This is a genomic window from Streptomyces sp. NPDC058335, assembly GCF_042723915.1.
In the GTDB taxonomy this organism is placed as follows: Bacteria; Actinomycetota; Actinomycetes; order Streptomycetales; family Streptomycetaceae; genus Streptomyces.
Window position 1 is genome coordinate 65,284 of sequence record NZ_JBHXHX010000031.1, and the last position, 23,520, is coordinate 88,803.

17 protein-coding genes and 1 pseudogene are annotated in these 23,520 nt (G+C 74.6%); 11 read left to right on the top strand and 7 right to left on the bottom strand.

The window, feature by feature from the left end; all coding sequences use genetic code 11:
- Nucleotides 1-12: 12 nt before the first annotated feature.
- From ACFWJX_RS38390 to ACFWJX_RS38405, 4 genes are all read left to right on the top strand, one after another.
- Complete coding sequence (locus ACFWJX_RS38390; protein ID WP_383251418.1) at nucleotides 13-1,182, top strand: AAA family ATPase; 1,170 nt, start codon at nucleotides 13-15, stop codon at nucleotides 1,180-1,182.
- 5 nt (nucleotides 1,183-1,187) lie between these two features.
- A complete protein-coding gene (locus ACFWJX_RS38395) occupies nucleotides 1,188-4,742 on the top strand; it encodes a DUF5682 family protein (RefSeq protein WP_383251378.1) in 3,555 nt (1,184 codons plus the stop codon).
- Complete coding sequence (locus tag ACFWJX_RS38400) at nucleotides 4,739-6,520, top strand: hypothetical protein (RefSeq protein WP_383251380.1); 1,782 nt, start codon at nucleotides 4,739-4,741, stop codon at nucleotides 6,518-6,520. Before ACFWJX_RS38395 ends, ACFWJX_RS38400 begins: the two co-directional genes overlap by 4 nt.
- 124 nt (nucleotides 6,521-6,644) lie before the next feature.
- Nucleotides 6,645-7,190 carry a DinB family protein gene (locus ACFWJX_RS38405; protein ID WP_383251382.1) on the top strand — a complete coding sequence of 182 codons (546 nt, stop codon included), beginning with the start codon at nucleotides 6,645-6,647 and terminating at the stop codon, nucleotides 7,188-7,190.
- 12 nt (nucleotides 7,191-7,202) lie between these two features.
- On the opposite strand, the gene ACFWJX_RS38410 is transcribed toward ACFWJX_RS38405, so the two are convergent.
- A complete protein-coding gene (locus ACFWJX_RS38410; RefSeq protein WP_383251384.1) occupies nucleotides 7,203-8,651 on the bottom strand; it encodes an alpha-amylase in 1,449 nt (482 codons plus the stop codon).
- A complete protein-coding gene (locus tag ACFWJX_RS38415) occupies nucleotides 8,648-9,025 on the bottom strand; it encodes a hypothetical protein (RefSeq protein ID WP_383251386.1) in 378 nt (125 codons plus the stop codon). The genes ACFWJX_RS38410 and ACFWJX_RS38415 overlap by 4 nt, the downstream gene beginning before the upstream one ends.
- Nucleotides 9,026-9,259: 234 nt before the next feature.
- Between ACFWJX_RS38415 and ACFWJX_RS38420 the strand changes: the two genes are divergently transcribed.
- The 4 genes from ACFWJX_RS38420 (at nucleotide 9,260) to ACFWJX_RS38435 (ending at nucleotide 14,495) form a co-directional block, all read left to right on the top strand.
- Nucleotides 9,260-10,882 (top strand): hypothetical protein, encoded by a 1,623-nt coding sequence (locus ACFWJX_RS38420; protein WP_383251388.1) that lies wholly within the window; start codon nucleotides 9,260-9,262, stop codon nucleotides 10,880-10,882.
- A 78-nt stretch (nucleotides 10,883-10,960) separates the two neighbouring features.
- The gene (locus ACFWJX_RS38425) at nucleotides 10,961-12,208 is read left to right on the top strand and encodes an AAA family ATPase (protein WP_383251390.1); all 1,248 of its coding nucleotides are present in this window, start codon (nucleotides 10,961-10,963) and stop codon (nucleotides 12,206-12,208) included.
- Nucleotides 12,205-13,473, top strand: coding sequence for a VWA-like domain-containing protein (locus ACFWJX_RS38430; RefSeq protein ID WP_383251392.1), 1,269 nt, complete (start codon nucleotides 12,205-12,207; stop codon nucleotides 13,471-13,473). The genes ACFWJX_RS38425 and ACFWJX_RS38430 overlap by 4 nt, the downstream gene beginning before the upstream one ends.
- 455 nt (nucleotides 13,474-13,928) lie before the next feature.
- A complete protein-coding gene (locus ACFWJX_RS38435) occupies nucleotides 13,929-14,495 on the top strand; it encodes a GtrA family protein (RefSeq protein ID WP_383251420.1) in 567 nt (188 codons plus the stop codon).
- Between the two features lie 12 nt (nucleotides 14,496-14,507).
- Here the strand turns inward: ACFWJX_RS38435 and ACFWJX_RS38440 are convergent.
- Together ACFWJX_RS38440 and ACFWJX_RS38445 are read right to left on the bottom strand one after the other, a co-directional pair.
- Nucleotides 14,508-15,891: pseudogene (locus tag ACFWJX_RS38440) on the bottom strand (SMI1/KNR4 family protein).
- Nucleotides 15,892-15,982: 91 nt separating this feature from the next.
- Nucleotides 15,983-18,172: a hypothetical protein gene (locus ACFWJX_RS38445; protein ID WP_383251394.1), complete on the bottom strand. Its 2,190-nt coding sequence runs from the start codon at nucleotides 18,170-18,172 to the stop codon at nucleotides 15,983-15,985.
- A gap of 111 nt (nucleotides 18,173-18,283) precedes the next feature.
- Between ACFWJX_RS38445 and ACFWJX_RS38450 the strand changes: the two genes are divergently transcribed.
- Complete coding sequence (locus ACFWJX_RS38450) at nucleotides 18,284-18,505, top strand: hypothetical protein (RefSeq protein ID WP_383251396.1); 222 nt, start codon at nucleotides 18,284-18,286, stop codon at nucleotides 18,503-18,505.
- Between the two features lie 31 nt (nucleotides 18,506-18,536).
- Here ACFWJX_RS38450 and ACFWJX_RS38455 read toward each other — a convergent pair whose 3' ends face one another.
- Complete coding sequence (locus ACFWJX_RS38455; protein WP_383251397.1) at nucleotides 18,537-18,959, bottom strand: YjbQ family protein; 423 nt, start codon at nucleotides 18,957-18,959, stop codon at nucleotides 18,537-18,539.
- Nucleotides 18,960-19,054: 95 nt separating this feature from the next.
- On the opposite strand from ACFWJX_RS38455, the gene ACFWJX_RS38460 reads away from it, so the two are divergent.
- Nucleotides 19,055-20,140, top strand: a complete 1,086-nt coding sequence (locus ACFWJX_RS38460; protein ID WP_383251399.1) for an NAD(P)-binding domain-containing protein — start codon at nucleotides 19,055-19,057, stop codon at nucleotides 20,138-20,140.
- Nucleotides 20,141-20,152: 12 nt separating this feature from the next.
- On the opposite strand, the gene mltG is transcribed toward ACFWJX_RS38460, so the two are convergent.
- Nucleotides 20,153-21,010, bottom strand: coding sequence for an endolytic transglycosylase MltG (gene mltG, locus ACFWJX_RS38465; protein WP_383251402.1), 858 nt, complete (start codon nucleotides 21,008-21,010; stop codon nucleotides 20,153-20,155).
- 52 nt (nucleotides 21,011-21,062) lie between these two features.
- Entirely contained in the window at nucleotides 21,063-22,871 is a 1,809-nt protein-coding gene (locus tag ACFWJX_RS38470) for an ABC transporter ATP-binding protein (RefSeq protein ID WP_383251404.1), read from the bottom strand.
- A gap of 94 nt (nucleotides 22,872-22,965) precedes the next feature.
- Between ACFWJX_RS38470 and ACFWJX_RS38475 the strand changes: the two genes are divergently transcribed.
- Nucleotides 22,966-23,415, top strand: a complete 450-nt coding sequence (locus ACFWJX_RS38475; RefSeq protein WP_383251406.1) for a MarR family winged helix-turn-helix transcriptional regulator — start codon at nucleotides 22,966-22,968, stop codon at nucleotides 23,413-23,415.
- The last annotated feature ends 105 nt before the right edge of the window (nucleotides 23,416-23,520 follow it).

The window sequence follows — 23,520 nt, forward strand, 5'->3', positions numbered from 1 at the left end:
GAGCACGCGCCGATGACCACCGCCCTGTCCCCCGCCCCGGCCCGCCAGATCGTGCCGCGCGAGGATCTGCACGCCACCGAGCTGGCCTTCCTCGCCGCGTACGACGACGGGCCGCGTCCGCCCGCGTGGCGGCTGACCCCGCGCGCGGTCGTCACGTTCGTCATGGGCAGCGACGGGCGGGCCCTGAAGCTGCCCGACGGTGCCGGGGCGGCCGACGGGGTGCCGCGCCGGCTCGTGATCGAGGGCAAGTTCGTGGGTGACCGGGCCCTGGTCGAGCGGTGCGTGGTGACCCTCGCGGGCGAGCGCGGTCTGCTGCTCGTCGGCGAGCCCGGCACCGCCAAGTCCATGCTGTCGGAGCTGCTGTCGGCCGCCGTGTGCGGCACCAGCGGCCTGGTCGTGCAGGGCACGGCGGGCACCACGGAGGACCAGCTCAAGTACGGCTGGAACTACGCCCTGTTGCTGGCGCAGGGGCCTAGTCGGCAGGCGCTGGTGCCCTCGCCGGTGCTGACCGCCATGCGCCGGGGCGGCATCGCGCGGGTCGAGGAGGTCACCCGCTGTCTGCCCGAGGTGCAGGACTCGCTGGTGTCGTTGCTCTCCGAGCGGCGTATCGCCGTACCCGAACTGGCGGGCTCGGAGGACGCGTTGGCGCACGCGGCGCCCGGTTTCAACCTCATCGCCACGGCCAACCTGCGCGACAAGGGCGTCTCCGAGATGTCCGCGGCCCTCAAGCGCCGCTTCAACTTCGAGACGGTCGGCCCCATCCCGGACCTCGACGCCGAGACGGCGCTGGTGCGCAGCCAGGCGCGGGCGTCGGTGGAGCGGGCCGGGGCGCCGTTCCATGTCGACGACGCGGTGCTGGAAGCCCTGGTGACGGCCTTCCGGGATCTGCGCGAGGGCCGGTCGGCCGAGGGCTGGGAGGTGGAGCGGCCGTCCACGGTGATGAGCACCGCCGAGGCCGTCTCCGTGGCGGGAGCCCTGGCTCTCGCGGCGGCCTACTTCCCGGGGGACCGTGACGTGCTCGGCCTGCTGCCGGGGCACCTCCTGGGCGTGGTCCGCAAGGACGACCCCGCCGACGCGGCCCGGCTGCGCGGCTACTGGGACGGTCCCGTCCGCCGCCGCGCGGAACAGGGCTCCGCCACCTGGCGCACCCTGTGGGACCTCCGTACGGTCCTGGAGGGCTGACGGCCGTGTCCCTCTCCCCCCGCCTCACGCCGGTCGCGGCCGGCCCCCGCCTCGGTCCGGGCTCACCCGACGAGGCTCTCGCCGCCCTGACCGGCCCGGCGGCGCCCTACCTCGTCGGCGTACGGCATCACGCGCCGTCGCTGGCCGCGGCGATGCCCGCGCTGCTGGACGAGGCGAAGCCGGACGTGCTGCTCGTCGAGCTGCCGGCCGAGATGCAGGAGTGGCTGCCGTGGCTCGGGCACGCGGAGACGCGGGCCCCGGTCGCGCTCGCCGCCGCCCCCGGTGACGGGAGCGGCGGCGCGGGACCGGCGTTCTATCCGTTCGCGGACTTCTCCCCCGAGCTGGCCGCCGTGCGCTGGGCGGGCCTGCGGGGCGTACCGGTGATCGCCTGCGATCTGCCGCTCGCCGACCGGGCGTGGGGCGAGGGGCGGACCGCCGCTCCGGCGCCGGGTGTCGGCGGGCCGGGGCTGGCCGCCGCGCTGCGGGCCGGTCTGAGCGGCCGTTCCGGGGACGACCTGTGGGACCGGCTCGTCGAGGCCACCGCGCCGGGCTCCCCGCCGGAGGCCCTGCGCCGGGCCGCCCTGCTCACCGGCTGGGCGCTGCGCGAGGACGCGGCCGCGGCGGGCGGCGTGCCCGAGCTGGATCTGCGGCGGGAGCGGTGGATGCGGGCGCGGCTCGCTGAGGCCACCGCGGGCGGGGAGCGTGCCGCCGTGGTGGTCGGGGCCTTTCACGCCCCGGCGCTGACGGGGCAGCAGGCGCAGGGGACTGAACAGGCCGGGGAGGCCGCCGACGCCAACGGCCCCGCCTGGACCACGTCCCTCATCCCCTACACCTACGCCCTGCTGGACGAGCGGTCCGGCTATCCGGCGGGCATCCGGGACCCGGAGTGGCAGGACATGGTCCTGCGCGCGGCGGGCGATCCGGAGGCGCTGGAGGAGGCGCTGACGCGGGCGGCCGTCCGCGTCTGTGCCGAGCTGCGGAGCCTCGGTCATCCGTCGGGGCCCGCCGACGCGCGGGAGATCGTCCGGCTCGCCTCCGATCTGGCCCGGCTGCGCGGGCTGCCCGCGGCGGGCCGGGGTGAGCTGGTCGAGGCCGTGCAGACGGTACTGACGCAGGGTGAGCCGTACGGGCGGGGGCGGGCCGTGGCGCGGGCGATGGAGCGGGTGCTCGTCGGTACCCGCACCGGGCGGCCCGCACCGGACGCGCCGCGCTGCGGTCTGGCCCCCGCGGTGGAGGCCGAGGTGGCGGAACTGGGCCTGCCCGGACCGGAGGACGGGGTGCCCGGTGCGGCGCGGGATCTGCGTCTGGACCCGCTGCGGTCCGACCTCGACCGGCGCCGCGAGCTGCTGCTGCGCCGGCTGACGGTGTGCGGGGTGCCGTACGGGGAGGCCAAGGAGGTCGTCGGCGCGGGCGGTGCCGAGGCGGTCACCTCGCGCTGGGAGGTGCGCTGGACACCCGCGACGGCGGCCATGCTCACCGCCGCCGGCGTGCGCGGGGTCACCTCCGCCCAGGCCGCCGAAGGCGTGTTGCGCGAGCGGCGACGCCTGGAGGGGGACGAGGGCGGGCCGACGGCCGCGCAGGCTCTCGACGGGCTGGCGGGGGCCGCCGAGTGCGGTCTGACCGCGCTCGCGGACGAACGGCTCGCCGACATCGCCGAGGCACTCCCCCTCGCCGGCACTCTGCCCGAACTGCTGGCCGGACTGGCCCTGCTGGACCGGCTGCGGGCCGGTCACATCCCCGGTCTCGGTGACGACGAGAACCGTACCGCGCGGGCGGTGGGCGTGGCCGAGCTGCTCACGTCGGCGGCGGTGCGCCAGGTGGACGGCCTGACCGGCTCCGAGGACCTGGAAGACGCCCACGCCCTGCTCGAACTGGCCCACCGCGCCGACGTGTTGGGTGGCATCCGGCTCACCGACGCCCTCGCCCGGCTGGCCGCCGACGGCTCCCCGCTGATGCGCGGCGCCGCCGGGGCCGTACGCGTGCTGCTCGGGCAGGAGGACCCGCGGGTGTTCGGGGACCGGGTGGCCTCCTGGGTCGACGCGGCCGTCGACCCGGACTCGCGGGCCGCGCTCACCGCGCGGCTCGGCGGGCTGCTGACCGCCGCCGGCCCTCTGCTGGAGGCCGCGGCGCCCGCGCTGGAGCCCCTGCTCGACCGGGTCTCGGACCTGCCCGACCGGGAGTTCCTCGACCGGCTCCCGGCGCTGCGCGGCGGCTTCGACGCCCTCAGCCCCGCCGCCCGCGACCGCCTGCTGGCGGCCGTCGAGGAGCGCCTCGACGTGGCGCACATCGCGGACACCGGCGGTGTCGACCCGGCCGCGCTCGCCGCCTGGACGCGGGCGGACCTCGCCGCGCGCGAGACCCTGCGGACGCTGGGACTGCTGCCCGCGCCGGCCCCGGCGGATGCCGGGTCCGCGGCCGAGGGCGGGACGGCGGCACCCCGGGCCGAGGGCGGCCTGCTCGCCCCCGGAGATCGCTGGCGGCTCGTCCTGGGCCGCCGGAAGGACCAACTCCCCTCTTCCGCCGCCTTGTTGGCGACCGCGCTGGACGAGCTGTACGGCAGCGGACGCGGGGAGGGCAGCCGAGGCGATCTGACCGGGCCGGGCTCGGGCGGCGGCCGGGAGGTGCCGTATCCCGGCGTGCGGGAGTGGTCGGAGGAACTGGCGGTGCTGTTCGGTCCGGGTATCCGGGAGGAGGTGCTGGCGGTGGCCGCCGCGTCGGGCCGCAAGGACGTGCTCGCCGAGCTGGACGCGGACAGCGTGCGCCCCTCCGTCGACCTGCTGCGCACGGTGCTGCGCCACGCGGGCGGCCTGCCCGAGGCCCGGCTGGCGGCACTGCGTCCGCTGGTCCGGCGGCTGGTCGAGGCCCTGACCCGCGAACTCGCCACCCGGCTGCGGCCCGCCCTGCACGGCACGGCCCTGCCGCGCCCCAGCAGACGTCCGGGCGGCGGCCTCGACCTGCCCCGCACACTGCGCGCCAACCTGGCGACCGCGCGCCGTGCCCCCGACGGCACGATCCAGGTCATCCCCGAACACCCGGTGTTCCGCACGCGCGCGCGGCGGTCCGCCGACTGGCGGCTGATCCTGGTCACGGACGTGTCGGGGTCCATGGAGGCGTCCACGGTCTGGGCCGCGCTCACGGCGTCCGTACTGGCCGGGGTGCCGACCCTGTCCACGCACTTCCTGGCCTTCTCCACCGAGGTCATCGACCTCACCGGGCACGTCGAGGACCCGCTGTCGCTGCTGCTGGAGGTCAGCGTGGGCGGCGGCACGCACATCGCGGCGGGCCTGCGGCACGCCCGCGAGCTGGTCACGGTGCCCTCGCGCACCCTCGTCGTGGTCGTCAGCGACTTCGAGGAGGGCTACCCGCTCGGCGGGCTCCTCGCCGAGGTCCGCGCACTCGTCGGGGCGGGCTGTCACGTCCTGGGCTGCGCGAGCCTCGACGACACGGGACGGCCCCGCTACTCCACGGGCGTCGCCGGTCAGCTCGTCGCCGCGGGCATGCCCGTGGCCGCCCTCAGTCCGCTCGAACTCGCCCGCTGGGTAGGGGAGAAGATCGCATGAGCCCGGACCTGCCTCCGGATCACCTGACTCCGGGCCTGACCCCGGACAGCCCCGGCCCGGGGCTGCCTCCGGTCTCCCCGTCCGTCACCGCCGAGCTGGTCGGGGCGCTGTCTCCCCGGCTCCGCAAAAGGCTGGACGCGGGGATCGCCAAGCTCGCGGCCCGACCGGCGGTGCGTGACGGCGACACGGTGCGGATCGCCGTCGACGACGACACCGACCTCGAACTGCATGCCCCCGGCGGGACGGTGACCAGCGCGGACGCCATCCGCTGCGGGTGCCTTCTGGCGCCGGACTGCCTGCACCGCGCGGCCGCCGCCTCGGCCGCACCGGTGGCCGACGACGCGACGGAACCGCCTCGGAAGGCACAGGAGGCACGCCAGGCACAGCAGGAACAGGAGGAGGCCGAGACCGCCGGACCCGAGGAACGCGCCGCCGCCCGTGCGGTGTTCGCCGCGGCGGCCGCCGTCCTGGAGGCCGGCACGGACGGGGCCGGCGCCGTGCTCCAGGCCGAGCTGCTGCGCGCCGCGCACACCGCACGCCTCGCGGGTCTCCCCCGGGCCTCGGCCGCGGCGGTCTCCGTGGTCACCGGGGTGCGCGCGGCCCGCTCCGCCGACCCGGCGTACCGTCTCGCCGACCTCGCGGACGCACTCGGTGGCGCTCTGGGCGTGGCCCACCGTCTCCCCCACGCCACGGGTGCCGACCTGGCCCGACTGCGCGGCACGGCACGGCAGCCGTACCGCCCGGACGGCTCCCTGCGGCTGTACGGCCTGTTCTCCGAGCCGGTGCTCACGGCCACCGGGTACGCGGGTGCGGTCACCTGGACCGCCGACGCCGAGGGCCGGCTCTACACGGTGTCCGACGTGGCACCCGGCGGCCCCGGCCGCGCGACCGACGCCGCCGACCGTGCCGTGCGGATCGGCGACACGTCCCTGACGCACCGTGAACTGGCGCGCGCGGGCCTCGCCGTGTCGGGCGCCACCGTCTCGCCCACGGGGCGCCTCGGCGCGGGGGCCGGGGTGCGGGCGGTGCGTGCGTCCGGCGCCGCATGGCGCGGCGAGCCGCTCGACCGGCTGTGGGCCGTACCCGTCGCCGACCAAGTGGCTCGGGCTCTCGATGGCGGTCATGACCTGCTGTTCCTCGACGTGACGCTCATGGGCACGGTCCGGGAGGCGACGGGTGACTGTCTGCTGGCCGACTGTGCGGGTCTGCCGCTGCGGCTGGCCACGGCGCACGACGCTCCCGCCCTGCCGTACCGCGACAATCTGCGTCTGCTGGCGGCGGCCGGGGGCAGCGGGCTGCGGGTCGTCGCCCGGCTGGCACCCGGACCGCTCCCCCGCGCGCTGCTGCTGGCCGCCGAGCACCCGAGCGACCCGGCCGCCCGGGTGGACCTGGGTCTCGACCGGCTCCAGCACGCCGACCTGCCCGCGGTGAAGACGCCGGCCGCCGCTTCGGCTCCGGTCGTGGACGAGGCGCCGCTGCATCTGTTGCGCCGACGGGTCCACCAGGCCGTGTCGGGAGGCCGCCGTGTGCTGGCCTTCCCGGGGAGCGCGGCGGGCGACGGGGCCCGGTTGCGCCGCGTGGGGCTCGGCACGGCGGGGGACCTCCTCGACGGGCTGCACGCCGCCGCGGCGGACCGCGCGCGTGACGCGTTCGGGCGGCTCCTGCCGTCCGACTCGGGCCGTTTCGCGGGCGCGTGGCTGGCGGCGGCGGTGTACACCGGCGGGGTCGAGCGGGCGCTGTGCGCGCAGGCTTGGGGGGTGAGCGCGGTTCCGGCGTGAGGGCGATCGATTCCGGTGTGACGGCCGCCGGGGTTCCCCGCTCCTTTAGGTCAGGACCTGGCCTGTATCCCTCCTAACGTGGTCCACGAACGCGGAACACACCCCACGGAGACGGAGACCCACCATGTCCCAGAACAACCCCGCCACCCTCGCCCCGGCCCTCACCGGGGAGCGCGCCGACCTGCTGGAGACCCTGGCCAAGCACCGCGACTTCCTGCGCTTCACCACCAACGGCCTGACCGACGAGCAGGCCGGGCTGCGGACCACGGCCAGCGAGCTGTGTCTCGGCGGCCTGATCAAGCACGTCACCTCGGTCGAGCGGAACTGGGTCTCGTTCATCGTGGACGGCCCGTCGGCGATGGGCGACTTCGAGAACATGACGGAGGACGACTTCGCGCGGCGGGCCGACGAGTTCCGGATGCTGCCGGGCGAGACGCTGGCGGAGGTGCTGGAGAACTACGCCGAGGTGGCTCGCCGAACCGACGAGCTGGTCGCGTCCCTGCCCGATCTCGACGCGGCGCACCCGCTGCCGGCGGCGCCGTGGTTCGCGCCGGGCAAGCAGTGGTCGGCCCGCCGGGTGCTGCTGCACGTGATCGCCGAGACCTCGCAGCACGCGGGGCACGCCGACATCATCCGCGAGTCCCTGGACGGCGCGAAGACCATGGGCTGAGCCTGTTCCCCGTCAGGACACCTGGAACAGATGCCCGTGCCAGGGCCCGAGGTCCACGAACAGTCCCTGGTCGGCCAGTTCGTCGCCCTCGCGGTCGTACGTCCGTGAGGTGAGCAGGTCGGTCAGGCGGAGCGTGCGGCCTCGCAGGTCGTCCCAGGGGAGGGGCAGCCGTGCCCGGGCCGGGCGGTCGGAGTGGTTGACGACGACCAGGTGGCGGGCGTCCGGGTGGGTCCAGGTCCAGCTGAGCAGCGCGCGGTGGCTGTCGTTGTCCGGCCGGCCGGTCGGCGTCGACGGCCGCCACTCGCCCCGGCGTACGGCCTTGGCGGCCCGCAGCAGCCGGCCGTAGAAGTCGCGCAGTGCCTCGTCGGCCGGTTCGGTCGGCCGGCGGGAGAGGAAGACCGGCGGGCGGACCCGGCGGCCCTCGAACTGGCCCTCGTGCCAGAGCGTCGCGCCGGGCAGGGTGGCGACGGTGAGGGCCGCGGCCCGTCCCCGCTCGCCCGGCAGGGCTGCGGCGGCCCGGGGTTCGTCGTGGTTCTCCAGGAAGCGGACGAGGCCGCGCTGGTGGGTGAGGTCGGCCCGCAGATGGGCGCGGACGGCGTCGGCGTCCTCGTGGAGCAGACGGTCGTACAGCCGCTTGTCGTAGCAGTGGTCGAACCCCTGCTGCTGGAGGGCGTGTTCGAGTCCCCAGTACACCTCGGCGACCAGCAGCAGGTCCGGATGGCGGGCGCGGACGCGCGGGACGACGTACGGCCAGAAGTCCTCGGCGGGAACCGGTCCCGCGGCCTCGCCCCAGGTTCTGGCGAAGATGTCGTTCATCATCAGCATCGCCATGTCGCAGCGCACGCCGTCCGCCTGCTCGCCGATGGAGACCAGCGTGTCCACGGTCGCCCGGCGCAGGCCGTCGCCGAAGGCGTTGAGCTGGACGACGTCGGGCCACGGCGGGAAGTACGGGTCGCGGCCACGGGCGTAGATCCGCCCGCCGGTCTCGATGTAGGCCCCCGGTGCGCGGGACAGGTCGTCGGCGGTGCCCTGGATCAGCCGGGCCGGGTGCGTGGCGAGCCAGGGATGGTCGGGGGCCACGTGGTTGGGCACGAAGTCGAGGATCAACCGCAGTCCGCGGTCCGCCAGTCGGGCGCGGGCGGCGGCCAGTCCGTCGGGTCCGCCGAGGGCCGCGTCGACGACGTAGTTCCGTACGCAGTACGGGGACCCGGCGATGTCCGTCTCGGTGAGGTCGGGCAGGGCCGCCCGGAACGACGCGAGCAGGGTGTCGTCGCGCAGCGCGATCGCCAGACCGGCCGGGCTGCGCTCCCAGACGCCCATCAGCCAGATGGTGTCGATGCCGGGCAGGGCCATCCCGTCCCAGACCTCGCCGGGCACCTCGCCCAGGGTGACGCGGCGACCGTATCGCTCGCTCAACTCCGTGAGCCAGACGCGGGTGTTGATCTCGTGGATCACCGTCATGGCAGCGGTTCCTCGCGTTGGCGCACCGGTTTGAGGGACTCCCGTCCACCGCGGTGCCAGTCGTCGGAGCTGAGGCTGTGGAACAGGGTCGCGGTGGCCGCGACGAGCCCGGTCCAGCCGGTCTGGTGGGAGGCGCCGAGCCCCGCGCCGTTGTCACCGTGGAAGTACGCGTAGAAGAGGAGGAGGTCCTTCCGGTGCGGGTCCCTGGCGAACTTGGGCTGTGCGCCGTGCACGGGCCGGTGACCAGTCCTCCCGTACGGTCCCCCACTGCCGCTCGCCCGGTACGGGCCCCAGCGCCGCCAGGGTGCCACCTTGTCGTCGGCCTGCGCGAGCCGCCGTCGTTCGGCGTCCGCCGCGCCACCACCGTGCGTCATCGCCCGTCCTCCTCGCCACGCGCCATGTGCCTCCACGGTCGGCCCGGTCGTGCGGGGCCGCAATGGCAGCGCGGCGGGCCGGCGACGCTGGGGCCTGCGCGGGCCGCTCAGGGTGCGCCGACGGGCTCGGCGAAAAGCACCTGGCACAGCCGGGTGGGTGAACGCTACGATCACCGCGATGACAACTCACTCTGCTGACAGATTGGGGGACCCCACCGCGCAAGGTGAGAGCTGATGCTCACCCCACCCGCGATCGGGGATTCCCGCCTTTCCTTCTGGCTGCGCGTGCGCGAGTTCGCCGTGCCGCCCTCCATGATCGAGACTGCGACCGCCCGCCGCCTCGCCGGTGACTGGGCGGGGGCGTGCGCCGCCGCAGGCTTCGACGTCGATCTCAATCTGCGCTCCGTGGCCCGTAGCCATCACCCGGAGCTTGCGGCCCGGGTCCGGGCCGACCTCCGGTGCCTGGCCCCCGACCTGCTGCGCTGGCACATGCCGAGGATCGCTCCCGACGGGCTGCTCCGCCCGGGGCTGACCCTCACTCTGGCCCGCTACGACTCCTCGGGGCGGGACGGCGTGAGCCCGGTGCACCTCGTCGTGCGGACACCGCCGGCCTGGGCGGACGCCGGTCAGCGGATCAGCCTCACGCTGTGGGACGGCTCCGGCGCGGACTACGGCGCCGACGTCTGCCGCCATCCGCATCCCCGTCCCAGCCGCCGGTTCCGCTTCGACCTGCACCGCCATCTGTGGGATGCGGGGCGTGCCGACGACCTGCGCGTCCGGTCGGGGGCCGACGGACCGGCCGCCGACGGTCACCCCGCCGTGCCGGCGGCGGTCCCGGACGGGTACCGCTGTGCCGTCGGCCGATGGGCGGCCGAGGCGGAGATTCTGCTGCGCGCCGAGCGACGGCCCGCCGGGCCGGTCCTGGTGCGGTGCGGGGGGCGGCACCGGCTGGTGCTGGACGTACGGGGTGACGCGGCGGCTTCGGCGCCCGCGTCGGGCGTCGTGCCTGAGATCTCCGGGTCGGCGCCCGCGTTTCCGGGCCTGACCGATGTCGCCGGTTCGGCGCCCGCGTGGCCCGTCCGGCACGAGGTGTCCGGGTCGACATGCGAACTGCCCGTCGGGCACGAGGTGTCCGGGCCGACGTCCGCGTGGCCCGTCCTGCACGAAGTCTCCGGTGCCGCGTCCGAACGGCCCGTCCCGCCCGAGGTCGGCGGGTCGACGTCCGCGTGGCCCGTCCTGCACGAAGTCTCCGGTGCCGCGTCCGAACTGCCCGTCCTGCCCGATGCGGCGACCTGGGTGCCGCCCGACCTGGAGCTGATCCGCGCCGGCGCGATCGACGTCGATCGGCTGCATCCGTTGGTGGCCTCGGCGCTGGTGCCGGGGCACGTGCCGGCCGGTCCGTCCCGTCCGCCGGACCCGGCGGGACAGCCGCGCCTCGTCGAGTGCCGGGGAGCCCGGCACCGTATCGGCCTGGTCGACGGGGTGCTGGCCCCGCTGGACCACGCCCCGGACGAGATCCGACGGGAGGAGTTGCTGGTCGCACTGACCGGCACCCCGCTCCCGTGCCTCCAGGCCATCGACGAGGCCCACCGTCACCCGGACTGTCTCACCGGCGTCCGCGAACGCCTGGTCCACGGTGACATCGCCGGTGCGCTGGCCGTCGTCGAGGGCCTGCTGGGTCCCGGCGCGCTGCTGCGCGACGGCGCGCTGCGGGACGCCCTGGAGGCGGCCGCGCGGCAACGGATCACGTACGGGCTGTACCGGGCTGGTCTGATCGGATCCGGCCGCGCCCGCCCCGAGGGCGCCCGCCGCCCCCGGGCGGGCCGCTCGCGCCCACGACACGGCACCTCCCGCTGAAGGTCACGACCCACTCCGTCTGCCAGGGCTTCCGGCCCTGCCCTCACTCGTCGCACCACGAACCCAAGGTGATCACACATGCCCACTCGCACCGCTGCCCCCGCCAACGACTCCTGCCCCGTCTCCCAACTCGACGTGGCCGGTGGGCTGTTGGCCGTACTGCGTGATACGACGACCGAACCGCGGCCCGACACACAGCTGGAGGCCCTGACCCTGGCCGTGGCCGCCGATCTGCCCGTACTGCTGTGGGGCGAGCCGGGGATCGGCAAGACCGCGGCCCTGACCCAGCTCGCCGAGTCCCTGGACCTGCCGCTGACCACGGTGATCGCCAGCGTGCACGAGCCGTCCGACTTCTCGGGCCTGCCCGTCGTAGGCGACGATCCGGCCGTGCACGGGGTTCCGATGGCGCCGCCGGACTGGGCGGTGCGACTGGTGCGGGCCGGTCGCGGGCTGCTGTTCCTGGACGAACTGTCCACCGCGCCGCCCGCCGTGCAGGCCGCCCTGCTCCGACTCGTGCTCGAGCGCAGGATCGGTGCCCTGCAACTGCCGCCGGGCGTCCGCATCGTGGCCGCCGCCAACCCGCGGTCCTCCGCGGCCGACGGCTGGGAACTGAGCCCGCCGCTCGCCAACCGGTTCGTCCATCTCCAGTGGACCCACGACCACGACGTCGTCGTACGCGGCCTCGGCGGGACCTGGCCCCGGGCCACGCTGCCCCGGCTCGACCCCGACAAGGTGCCGCAGGCCGTGGACTTCGCCCGGCGCGCGGTGTGCGGGCTGCTGACCGCCCGCCCCACGCTCGTGCACCGACTGCCCAGCGGCGAGGCCCGCCGGGGCGGTGCCTGGCCGTCGCCACGGAGCTGGGACATGACGCTGACCCTGATCGCCTTCGCCACGGCGGCAGGCTCCTCGCGGGACGTGCTGTCCCTGCTGGTCAGGGGGACCGTCGGGGACGGTCCGGGGCTGGAGATGCTGGCCGGTCTGGACCGGATGGATCTCCCGGACCCCGAGGCCGTCCTCGCCGACCCGACGGGGATCGACCTGCCCGAACGCGGGGATCTGCGCCAGGCGGTGCTCGACGGGGCGGTGGACGCGGTCCGCAAGCGCCCGGACAGGTCCCGCTGGGACGCGGCGTGGACGCTGCTTGTCCGGGCCGTGGAGACCGGGCCGCCGGACCTGGTGGTCGTGCCCGCGACCACCCTGGCCTCGCTGCGCCAGGCCGACTGGGACGTTCCGGCGACGATCGAGCGACTCGCCGGGGTGGTGTCCCTGTCCCGCAGGGCGGACCGGGCGGCGGCCCGCTCCGTCCCGACGGGGGCCCGCCGATGAACCAGGACACCACGGGGACCCTGGACCTCGACAAGCTCTTCGCCGCCCGGCTGCACGCCGCGCGGGCCCGTCCCTACCTGGCGACGGCCCTGTTCGCCCTGCACACCGTGGAGTCGCGGAACGTCCCGACGATGGCCGTCGACCAGCACTGGCGGTGCTACGTCTCGCCGTCGTTCGTCGACCGGACGCCGGTGGAGGAACTGGCCGGCGTCTGGGTGCACGAGGTCTCCCACCTGCTGCGCGACCACCACGGCCGCAGCGACCGGGTCGCCCGCCAACGCGGCCTGACCGGCCCCGGGGAGCGGCTGCGGATGAACATCGCCGCGGACATGGAGATCAACGACGACGCCTTCGGCGACGGGCTGCTGCAGCCCGAGGGAGCCGTCCGGCCACAGTCCCTGGGGCTGTCCCAGGGCGAACTGATGGAGGACTACCTGCGTCAGTTCCGGCTCGGGCCGCGCACGCAGGAGATGGCCTGGCTGGACTGCGGCAGCGGGGCCGACGGACTCGACCGGGAGTGGGACCTCGGCCCCGACGGCGCGAACGGTCTGAGCGGGCAACAGCGGGACGCCGTCCGGTTCCGCGTCGCGCAGGGCATCGTCGGCCACCCCGGGCGCGCCCCGAAGCGGTGGCAGCGGTGGGCGGAGGAGGCGTTCCATCCGCCGCAGCCGTGGCGGGAGTTGCTGGGCGCGGCGGTCCGCTCCGCGGCCTCCGGTCCCGGCGTCGGGGAGGACTACACCTACGGCAGGCCGTCGCGGCGCTCGGCCGGTGTGCCCGGTGTCGTCCTGCCCAGCCTGCGGCGCAGACCGCCCCACGTCTCGGTGATCATCGACACCTCGGGGTCGGTCAGCGACGCCGAACTGGGCAGCGCCATCCTCGAAGTGGCCGCGATCGCCCGCGCCGTGGGCGGCCGACGCGACCTGGTCACGGTACTGCCGTGCGACGCGGCCGCCCGGATCGTGCACCCGCTGTGCCAGGGCGAGGGCATCCCCCTGATGGGCGGTGGCGGTACGGATCTGCGCACGGGCTTCGCCAAGGCGCTCCGGTCGCCGCCGCGACCCGACGCCATCGTCGTCCTGACGGACGGTCAGACGCCTTGGCCCACCTCGCGACCGCCGTGCCGGACCGTGGTCGGGCTGTTTCCCAGGAGAGGCGGGACGGAAGGGTCGTGGGACGAGGACAACCCCGACTACGTGCCGGACACGCCACCCGCGTGGGCCCGGGTGGTGGAGATCGGCTCGGTGCCTTCGGGGGGACATCGGTGAGGCGGCCCACAAGGTCGGCGGGGCGTCCGTGAGGTCGGAGGGCCGGTGCGGGCGTCCGCGCGAGGGCGTCCCTGCGGGTTGGGGGGCCGGTGCGGGCGCCCGCGCGAGGGCGTCCGTAAGGGCGCTGCGGAGGCGCTCGGAAGCGCGGCCCGGCCTGCCGGCCCCACCTCCTTGGTGGAGCTACCCCTACCTCCGGTTCGGTGGGCCGCTCCCTCGTTCCCGGGAGCGGAACACGGCATCGTTCAACACGGCGGAACCGAAGCCCGGTTGCAGCTCGACCGAAGCCCGGCAGCCGCTGCCGTGAACCCAGTCCCAGAGGCCGAGTCCCGAGGCCCGACGCCCCGAGTCCCACCCGGAAGGTATCCGCGATGACGTCGCCCGTCCTGCCGAGGCCGAAGCCGCAGCCCGTGCACCAGCCGCTGCGCACGGACGGCGCGACCGGTGAGCGGCCCGCGGTGGCCGCGGCTCCGTCGGCGACGCCCGGCCCGCTCGCCTCCTTCGTCCGGTTCGTGGTCTGCGGCGGCGGGGTGGGGCTCCTCTCCGGCGCCGCCGTCCCGCTGCTGGCCACGCTGATGCCGTGGGCCCTGGCGAACGCGGTGATCACCCTGGCCTCGACGCTGGTGTGCACCGAATTGCACGCCCTCTTCACCTTCGGCACCGGTCGACGCGCCGGGTGGCGCAGGCACCTCCAGTCCGCCGGTTCGGCCACGGCCGCCTACGGGGTCACCTGCGCCGCGATGTTCGTGCTGTACGCGGTCCAGCCGTCCCCCGGCCTGGTCACGCAGCAGGTCGTCTACCTGGGCGCCGCCGCCCTAGCGGGCACGGGACGCTTTCTGGTGCTGCGGCTGTTCGTGTTCGCGGACGGCACCCGGAAGGGAACGGCCGCGGGCGCGGGCGCGCAGGGCGGAGCGGCCGGGAGCTGGGAGAGCGGAGCGGCCTCGGGCCCCGAGAGCGGAGCGGCCGTGCCGACCGCGGTCGTACCGTCCGCCCTCACCCGGCCCGTCCTGGCCGTCGCCTGCTGACCCGACGTACCGCTACGCCGACGGGCCGAGGTCGCCCTCGATGACGGAGACGGTGATCAGCGGCCGGTCCCACAGGGCGAGGATCTCGTTGGCGAGGTCCACGACGGGGAAGGGGATGCCGCTGCCCGTGCACCTCGATGGAGGCGGCCGCCAGGCCGCGCGGTACGGCTCCGGCGTCGAGGAGGACACGCCAGTCCTCCGGCCCCAGGTCCAGGAACTCCAACCCGGTCAGCTCGGCGATCTCCAGCGGGTCGGCGAGCGTACCGGGGTAGGCGGTGAGCGTGCGCAGCCGGGGCAGCCCGGTGACCGGGGCGAGGCTGAGCGGTTTCCCCTCCCACACGCCGATGCTCAGGACCTCCAGCTCGGGGTGGACGGCGGCCTCGACGCTGTCCAGGGCGGCGCGGTTGACCCGGGCCACGGCCGGCTGCTTGTCCCGGCGTGACCTGCCGCGCTCGTCGCTGCGCCGCCTCAGTACCAGGTCGGTGAGGGAGTCGGCGACCAGGTCGGCGCCGATGCTCTCCTCGTGGCTGAGGACGATGATCTGCCCGATGTGGCCGCACGGACCGGGGGTGAGGTCGACGGCTATCCGGTCGCCGCCACCGGTGTCGGCGAAGACGATCCAGCCGGCCGAGCCGACCACTCCCTGCACGGTGGCGTCCGGCCGGGTGACGACCGCTTCCATCGCCCCGTACCGCCACGGTGACGTGCGGGACGCCGGGTCGGCGATGTACACGTCGTCCAGGGAGAAGAGTTCACAGCCGACCGCCTGGACGACGCGTTCCGTCACCTCCTGGTCCCCGCCCCAGTCCTGCCACCGCCCCCGTGTCACCCGGTAGAGCGCCCTGAGTTCCTCGGGCAGGGTGACGCCCAGGCGCGTCTCCGCGGCGGCGAGGTCCGCGTCGGTGGCACCGACGCCGTCGGGGAGCCGCTCACGGAGCGTCCGCTCCAGCAGTGCCGGGTCCGCCGACGGGGCCGGCACCGCGCCGGGCACCGGATCGGGGAGGCGGCGCCAGGGCGCGGGGACGGCGCCCTCGACCAGCACGAGCGAGCTGGGGTGCGGGCCTCCGACGCCGGGCTCCACCGCGGTACTCGGGTTGAGCAGGCGGAGCACGGTCCGCCCGGTCGGCGCGATCTCAGCCGTGAACGGGATGCTGTCGACGCCGGCCTCCGTGAGCGCGCTCTGCACGCGCTGCACGGCGTCGAACTCGGCCCGCATGTCGTCGCGCTGGGCGGCCTCTCCGGGCATGGGGAAGCCACGCTGGATGGGCAGGCTCCATCCGTAGGGTCCGATCTGTCCGGCCACGTACCCGCCCGGAGCGGCCAGGTCCTCCGCGTTACTGGCCCGGACCAGCCTCAGCACGGGCTCCCAGGTGGCGAATTCATGAAGCGAGGACAACAGCGGGCTCCTGTCGGTGGGGTGAACGGTGACGGTCGGACGGTGTGCGGTGATGATCGTCCGGTGCGTGCGGTGATGATCGTCCGGTGCGTCAGCCCCGGACAGGTGCCGGCGCCACCTGCCCCACCTGCCCAGTCGGCCCAGTGAGCCTCTTCAGCGTTTCGCGGGCCCGGGTGGCCAGTTGCTCGTCGGCGCGGATGATCTGGTTCTCGATCCCGCCGGTCACCACCCGCCGGTCGCCCCGGGCCAGGCGCTCGATGCGGTGCAGGTGCTCGTCGGTCAGTGCGGCACGGCCCAGCGCCGACAGTGCCTCGAACGCGCTGTCGGCGTCGACGCCGCTCTCCGCCGCGTCCAGGACCTGCCCGGCGAGGACGGTGCGCTCCAGCGGACCGCACAGTTCCTCCTCGGGGAGCGCGGCCAGCAGCGCGAGGACGGCGGCCGGTGCGTGCAGTGGTGTGCCGAGGAGTTCCTCCAGCGCCGGGCGCAACGGCCGGGCCGCGGATGCCAGCCGGGTGGCGAGGCGCGCCGTCCGCAGGGCCGTCCACCGGGTCCAAGGGCCGCGGTCGGCTCTGATGACGGCGTCGAGTACGGGGACCGCCGTCGCGGCGTCGCCGGTGATGTCCCAGAGTGCGGCGGCGAGTTCCGCGTCGGCGTCGAGCCGGGGGATCGACCGGCCTTCGGGCCGATCCGCCAGGGCGGCGCGTATCGCGGGCACGAGTTCCCCGGCGGCCTCCCCGAGGACGGTGACGAGCCGGGCGGCCTCGCGCAGGCGCCGCCCCGCGCCGGTCAGCTCGGCCCGTATCGCGGCGAGCAGCGGTCCGGGCTCGCCGGTCAGGTCGTGCAGGGCGCGCGCCGCGGACAGGCGTCCCTCGTCGGGACCGTGCAGGGCGGCCGCGCGCAGGTGTTCCGCCGAACGGGTCCGGGGCTCGCCGTCGGCCGGGCAGACCGCCGTGAGTGCGGTGGGGCCGGCGAGCGGGATCCTCGGCAGCGCGTCGAGGAGTTCGGGGACGGCGGGGGCGGCGCGCTGTCCCCAGGAGGCGAGAAGCAGGGCGAGGTGGATGGGCTCGTTACCCTTCGACTCCGGGTCGGCGAGGCGCCGTCGGACCGCGTCGAGCAGTGCGGCGTCGTAGGGGAACGGGGCGCTGACGGCCGTACCGTGTGCGCGGGCTCCGGAGGCCGCGGCGAGGGCCAGGGGACGTTCGGGCAGCCGCTCGGCGAGCAGCGGGGCCGCCAGGGCGGGGGCGGCGGTCACGAGCGCGGCGAGGGCCCGGTCGGCGAGGTCTCCGTTCCCCGCGGCGAGCCGGGCCAGTGCGGGGGCGCCGGCGCCGGCCTGCTCCGCGACCTTGTCGAGCAGGGACACCACGCCGTGCGGTGGCTCCGGTTCGTCGAGCAGTGGGAGCAGTGCGGGCAGCAGCCGCGCGGGCGCGGACCGGGACACCATGCACGCGTGGTCCGCCGCCCATACGGCTTCGGCGCGTACGTCCGGCGCCGGGATGCGCAGAGCGGCCTCCAGCAGTGCGAGGGCGGCCTCCCGTTCGTCGGCCGTGTCGCGCCGGAGCAGCCCGCCGGCCACGGCCTGGAGGGGTTCGCACTCCTCGAACGCGGAGACCAGGCCCTCGGCGGGCAGCGCGGCGAGTACGGCGTCGTGCTGTCGGTCGTCCCACGGCAGACCCGCCGCCAGGCAGGCGAGGACGGCGGTGACGCGCAGGCGGGCCGGACCGTCCGGCGCGAGAGCGGCCAGGGCCGTCGGGGCGCCGCGTGCCGGGTCGAGCCGGACCAGCGCGGTCACCAGCTCCGCCCGGACCGCGTCGTCGGTTTCCTCTTCCCACCGTCCCAGCAGCGCGGTCCATGCCTCGGCGGGGGCGGCCGTGTGCCCGGCCGCCCATACGGCGGCCTGCCGCACCGGTGCCTCCCCGGCGCCCGTGAGGCCGAGGACGCACGGGAGTTGTCCGGCCACCGCCGCACGGCAGGCGCCCGGTGCCACCCCGTGCTCGTCGGTGCTCTCGGCGATGCCGCCGAGCAGGACGAGGAGATCGGCGCTGCGGTGTCCGGCCGCCGCGAGGCGCGCGAGGAACGGCACCGCCTCGGCGGTCGCCGCGTAGACCGTGCCCTGGTGCAGGATGCTGCCGTACAGCTCGTCCAGGGCCCCGGCCGCGGTCTCCGGATCGTCGCCCGCGAGGGAGCGCAGGACGGCGGGGAGGTCCTCCGCGCTTCCGTAGGCGTGGTGCAGTTCCGGCCAGGGGCGGTCGTCGAGTCCGGCGAGGGCGAGCGTGCGATCCATGGGCGGGATCTTCGCAGAAGGGCCCACCGGCGCCGCCACCGCCCGGAGTTCGTCGGCTCGACGCCGCCGAACCCCGCCCGTCCCTGCCCGTACTGCTTCTACAGTGCGGGTATGGAGATCAGGTGCTCGCAATGCCAGGGTTTCGACCTGGAGCCGGGGTTCGTCGAGGACTCCGGCGACCACTCGCGGGGATACGCGCGGTGGATCCCGGGGCCGCTCCAGCGCGGGGTCATGGGCGGTGCCAAGCGCTGGGGCCGGCCTCGGTTCCAGATCGACGCCCACCGCTGCCGGACCTGCGGCCACCTGGAACTCTTCGCGCCGCACGAGGTGTGAGTCACGCCGGGCGACGTAACGCCCACCCCGTTCAGCCGAGGAAGGACAACCGCACCTGGCGCTCGGGGTTGTCGCGGTTGGTGTCCACGAGGCACACCGACTGCCAGGTCCCCAGCCGCAGGGTGCCGTCCACCACCGGCAGGGTGGCGTGGGGCGGGACGAACGCCGGCAGGACGTGGTCGCGGCCGTGGCCGGGGCTGCCGTGGCGGTGCTGCCAGCGGTCGTCGGCGGGGAGCAGGGTGTGCAGGGCTGTGAGGAGGTCGTCGTCGCTTCCGGCACCGGTCTCGATGATCGCGATGCCTGCCGTGGCGTGCGGGACGAAGACGTTCAGCAGGCCGTCGCGGCCGGCCGCCGCCTCCCGCAGGAAGGCCTCGCAGTCACGGGTGAGGTCGACGACCCTCTCCTCCGCGCCGGAGGCGATGTGCAGTACCCGGGTGGTGAACGCATCTGACATGCCACCATCCTGACCCATTCCCGCCGAGGTCGACGCGGTCGTCTCGTCGTCGGCCCGCCGGGAAGATCCACGACCTCGGCGCTGTTGGTTCAAACGTGAACGATATGCGTGAGGTCGAGGTCGCCGTCATCGGGGCCGGTCAGGCGGGTCTGGCCGCGGCCTACCACCTGCGGCGCACCGGCTTCGAACCGGAGCGCGACTTCGTGGTGCTCGACCACTCCCCCGGTCCGGGCGGCGCCTGGCAGTTCCGCTGGCCGTCACTGACGTACGGCAAGGTGCACGGGATGCACGCGCTGCCCGGTAGGGAACTGACGGGCGCGGACCCGGCGCGGCCCTCCTCCGAGGTGATCGCCGAGTACTTCACGGACTACGAGCGCGCCTTCGACCTGCGGGTTCGGCGGCCGGTCGATGTGAGGGCGGTGCGCGAGGGGGCGGGCGGGCGGCTGCTCGTCGACAGCTCCGACGGTACGTGGGCCACGAAGGCGCTGATCAACGCCACCGGCACCTGGGACCGGCCGTTCTGGCCGCGCTATCCCGGGCAGGAGACCTTCCGCGGCCGGCAGTTCCACACCGCGCGGTATCCGGGGCCCGAGGCGTTCGCCGGGCTGCGGGTGGTCGTGGTGGGCGGCGGGGCGTCGGGAACGCAGCACCTGCTGGAGCTGGCCCCGTACGCGGCCGCCACCACCTGGGTGACGCGACGCCCGCCCGTCTTCCGCGAGGGCCCCTTCGACGAGGACGCGGGCCGCGCGGCGGTCGCGCTCGTGGAGGAGCGAGTACGGCAGGGGCTGCCGCCGAAGAGCGTCGTCTCGGTGACGGGCCTGCCGCTCAACGACGCGATCCGGCAGGGACTCACGGACGGGGTGCTCGACCGGCTGCCGATGTTCGACCGGATCACCCCGGACGGCGTGGAATGGAAGGACGGCCGGCGAGTGTCCGCCGACGTCATCCTGTGGGCGACCGGTTTCCGGCCCGCCGTGGACCACCTGGCGCCGCTGCGGCTGCGCGAGCCGGGCGGCGGTATCCGCGTCGAGGGCACGCGCGCGGTCGCCGACCCGCGTGTGCACCTCGTCGGCTACGGCCCCTCCGCGAGCACCATCGGTGCCAACCGGGCGGGGCGCGCGGCCGTACGGGACATCAGGCGGCTGCTCGCCGAGCGGGCCGGGGAGCCGGTCGCCGCCTGACGTGCCGTCGGCTCAGCGGGCCTTCGACGGACTCTGCGAGGCCTGGGCCCTCTGCTGGATCCTGTTGAACTCGGCGACATTGCGCTGGTGTTCCTCGTAGCTGGCGGTGAAGCGCGTGTCGCCCGGCTTGACCGTGACGAAGAACAGCCAGTCGCCCGGCGTCGGGGTGATCGCGGCGCGCAGGGCCTCCTCGCCGGGGTTGTCGATCGGCGTCGGGGGCAGTCCCATGCGCTGGTAGGAGTTGTAGGGGCTGTCCACTCGGGTGTCCGCCGTGCTGGTCCTGAGTGTGGAGCGGTTCAGCGCGTAGTTGATGGTGGAGTCCATCTGCAACGGCATGCCGCGTTCCAGACGGTTGAAGACGACGCGGGCCACCTTGCCCATGTCGGCCTTGGTGGCGGCCTCGGCCTGGACGATGCTGGCGACGGTGACGGCCTGGTAGACGTTCATCGCGTTGCGCTGGGCCCCGGCGGCGATCGGTGCGCCGTTGAACCTCTTGTTGGCGGTGTCGACCATCCGGGTCAGCAGCGCCTGCGGTGTCGGTTTCCCGTCGAGCGGATACGTCGCCGGGAAGAGGTAGCCCTCCGGGTTGCCCTCGGCATCGGGCGGCAGCTTCAGACCGGCCTTCGGCAACGCCTTCCTGGTGGTGCCGGCCGGCAGGGCGAGGGCCCTGTCGACGGCCTCGTAGATCTGGCTCGCGCGCCAGCCCTCCGGGATCACCAGCGTCGTCGGCTTCTTCTCCTGGGGGCTGTCCATGCTCAGCAGCGGCACCGCCACAGCGGTGCCGGCCACGACGGCTCCGGTCGCGATGAGGACGAGACGGCCCCGGCGCGTCAGTCGAATCGCGTTCCGTGGCGGAGTGTTCATCTGCATGCGGGCACGGTAACCCGCATATCATCACAAACCCGGCATCCCCTGCATATGGTCATCTTGTCGGCTCCAGTCGGGCGTCCCTGCGCACCAGCTCCGCATACCGCCCGCCTCGCTCCAACAGCTCCACGTGCGTGCCACGTTCGGCCAGCCGGCCCGAGTCCAGGACCACGATCTGGTCGGCACTCCGAATGGTGGACAGCCGATGGGCGATGGTGAGCGTGGTGCGGTTGGCCGAGAGCGCGTCGATGGCCTCCTGGACGGCGTGTTCGGTCCGGGTGTCCAGGGCGCTGGTCGCCTCGTCGAGGATCAGCACCGGCGGGTCGCGCAGGATGGTGCGGGCGATGGCCAGGCGCTGCTTCTCACCACCGGAGAAACGGTGCCCGCGCTCACCGACGACCGTGTCGTAGCCGTCGGGCAGGGCGGCGATGTGGTCGTGGATCTGGGCCGCGCGCGCCGCCGCGTACAGCTCCTCGTCGGTGGCGTCCGGCTTGGCGAAGCGCAGGTTGTCGGCGATCGAGGAATGGAAGAGGTACGTCTCCTGCGAGACGACGCCGACCGCGCGCGCGAGGGTGTCGAAGTCGAGGTCCCGGACGTCGACCCCGTCGAGGGTGACCCGGCCGCCGGTCACGTCGTACAGCCGCGGCACGAGGTAGCCCAGGGTGGATTTGCCGGCGCCGGTCGGTCCGACGACGGCGAGGCTGCTGCCGGCCGGGACGGTCACGTCGATGCCGGTGAGGACGGGGGCGACCGTGTCGTCGCCGCCGTAGCGGAACTCCACGTCCTCGAAGCGGACCTCGCCCTTGATCTTGTCGAGGTGGACCGGGTCCGGCCGCTCGGTGATGTCGACGGGGAGGTCGAGGTACTCGAAGATGCGCTGGAAGAGCGCGAGGGAGGTCTGGATCTGGACGCCGGTCGACAGGAGGCTGACGGCCGGGCGGAACAGGCCCTGCTGGAGCGAGACGAAGGCCACGATCGTGCCCAGGGAGGCGCCGGGGCCGCCGAGCTGGAGGGTCACGCCCGCGGTCCAGTAGATGACTGCCGGCATGGCCGACATGACGATCCCTATGACGGACATGCGCCAGCGGCCGGCCATGCTCGATCTCACTTCGAGGTCGACGAGGCGCTCGGACTCGTCGGAGAAGGAGGTCGTGAGGGAGTCGGCGCGGCCCATCGTGCGGCCTAGCAGGATGCCGCTCACCGAGAGCGATTCGGTGACCGTGGCCGCCATTCCGGCCATCTGCTTCTGCCGCTGGGTGGTGATCTTCCGCCGCTCGTTTCCGACGCGGCGGCTGATCCACACGAAGACCGGCAGCAGGAGCAGCGAGACGACGGTGAGCCGCCAGTCGAGGGCGATCATCGCGACGATCGTGGCGACGACGCTGGTGAAGTTGGAGACCAGGGAGGTGGCGGTGGAGGTGACGGTCGCCTGCATGCCGCCGATGTCGTTGGCGATGCGGGACTGCACCTCGCCGGTACGCGTGCGCGTGAAGAACGCGAGCGACATGCTCTGGAGGCGGCCGAAGACGGCGGTGCGCAGGTCGTGCATCACCCGCTGGCCGACCGTCGTGGAGATCAGCGTCTGGAGGACGCCGAAGACTCCGGCGAGGACGGCGCTGAGGATCATGCCGAGCGCGAGCAGGCTCAGCAGGCCGGTGCGGCCCTCCGGGATGGCGACGTCGAGGGTCTCCTTCAGCAGGAACGGCGTGGCGACCGAGACGAGCGAGGAGGCGGCGACGAGCAGGCCGACGACCGCGAGCCGGCCGCGGTAGGGGCGGAAGAGTTTCAGGATGCGGCGCACCTGCCGGGGCGGTTCCTCGGCGTCGCCGGACGGGGTCCAGGAGTCTGGTTTGTCGGGGTGCATGGGCTCCTACGGGAGGTCGGACGGGCGGGACTGAGGGAGCGTAGCTCATTGTTACCTATACTCACAATGAACGACGTCCTGATATTGTTCCCGCATGACCACCCCCGATCCCGACGGCGCGCTCGCCGAGCAGCTGCTGCGGTTCACCCGTCGGGTGCACCGCATCCAGAAGCACCATCTGGAGCTGTCGGACCTGGGCATCACGCCCGCTCAGTCCCGCCTGCTGCGCACCCTCGCCCACTTCAGCGAGCCGCCTCGGATGGCGGACCTCGCCGCGCGGCTGGAGGTCGTGCCGCGGGCGGTGACCACGCTGGTCGACGGGCTCGAGGCGAACGCCAAGGTACGCCGGGTCCCGGACCCGACCAACCGCCGGGTGATCCGGATCGAGCTGACCGACGAGGGCCGCACCACGCTCCACGAACTGCACCGGGCGCGTCGGTCGGCGGCGCGGGAGATCCTGGCCCCCCTGACGGACGTGGAGCGGGCGGTGCTCGGGGAATTGCTGGACACGTTGATCGACGGGACGGCCGTTCCGCGCTGCTGATCCATTCCCGGATCAGATGAGGTCCCGGATCACATGAGGTCCCGGATCACATGGGTGCAAGGCCGCGGCCGCCGCTCCGGGGTGCTGGAGCGGCGGCCGCGGCCC

Coding starts and splice junctions, on each gene's coding strand:
- ACFWJX_RS38415 (WP_383251386.1), bottom strand. CDS start 9,025: ATGACGCACGGTGGTGGCGCGGCGGACGCCGAACGACGGCGGCTCGCG.
- ACFWJX_RS38475 (WP_383251406.1), top strand. CDS start 22,966: ATGACCACCCCCGATCCCGACGGCGCGCTCGCCGAGCAGCTGCTGCGG.
- ACFWJX_RS38400 (WP_383251380.1), top strand. CDS start 4,739: ATGAGCCCGGACCTGCCTCCGGATCACCTGACTCCGGGCCTGACCCCG.
- ACFWJX_RS38390 (WP_383251418.1), top strand. CDS start 13: ATGACCACCGCCCTGTCCCCCGCCCCGGCCCGCCAGATCGTGCCGCGC.
- ACFWJX_RS38450 (WP_383251396.1), top strand. CDS start 18,284: ATGGAGATCAGGTGCTCGCAATGCCAGGGTTTCGACCTGGAGCCGGGG.
- ACFWJX_RS38405 (WP_383251382.1), top strand. CDS start 6,645: ATGTCCCAGAACAACCCCGCCACCCTCGCCCCGGCCCTCACCGGGGAG.
- ACFWJX_RS38470 (WP_383251404.1), bottom strand. CDS start 22,871: ATGCACCCCGACAAACCAGACTCCTGGACCCCGTCCGGCGACGCCGAG.
- mltG (WP_383251402.1), bottom strand. CDS start 21,010: ATGCAGATGAACACTCCGCCACGGAACGCGATTCGACTGACGCGCCGG.
- ACFWJX_RS38425 (WP_383251390.1), top strand. CDS start 10,961: ATGCCCACTCGCACCGCTGCCCCCGCCAACGACTCCTGCCCCGTCTCC.
- ACFWJX_RS38455 (WP_383251397.1), bottom strand. CDS start 18,959: ATGTCAGATGCGTTCACCACCCGGGTACTGCACATCGCCTCCGGCGCG.
- ACFWJX_RS38430 (WP_383251392.1), top strand. CDS start 12,205: ATGAACCAGGACACCACGGGGACCCTGGACCTCGACAAGCTCTTCGCC.
- ACFWJX_RS38445 (WP_383251394.1), bottom strand. CDS start 18,172: ATGGATCGCACGCTCGCCCTCGCCGGACTCGACGACCGCCCCTGGCCG.
- ACFWJX_RS38410 (WP_383251384.1), bottom strand. CDS start 8,651: ATGACGGTGATCCACGAGATCAACACCCGCGTCTGGCTCACGGAGTTG.
- ACFWJX_RS38420 (WP_383251388.1), top strand. CDS start 9,260: ATGCTCACCCCACCCGCGATCGGGGATTCCCGCCTTTCCTTCTGGCTG.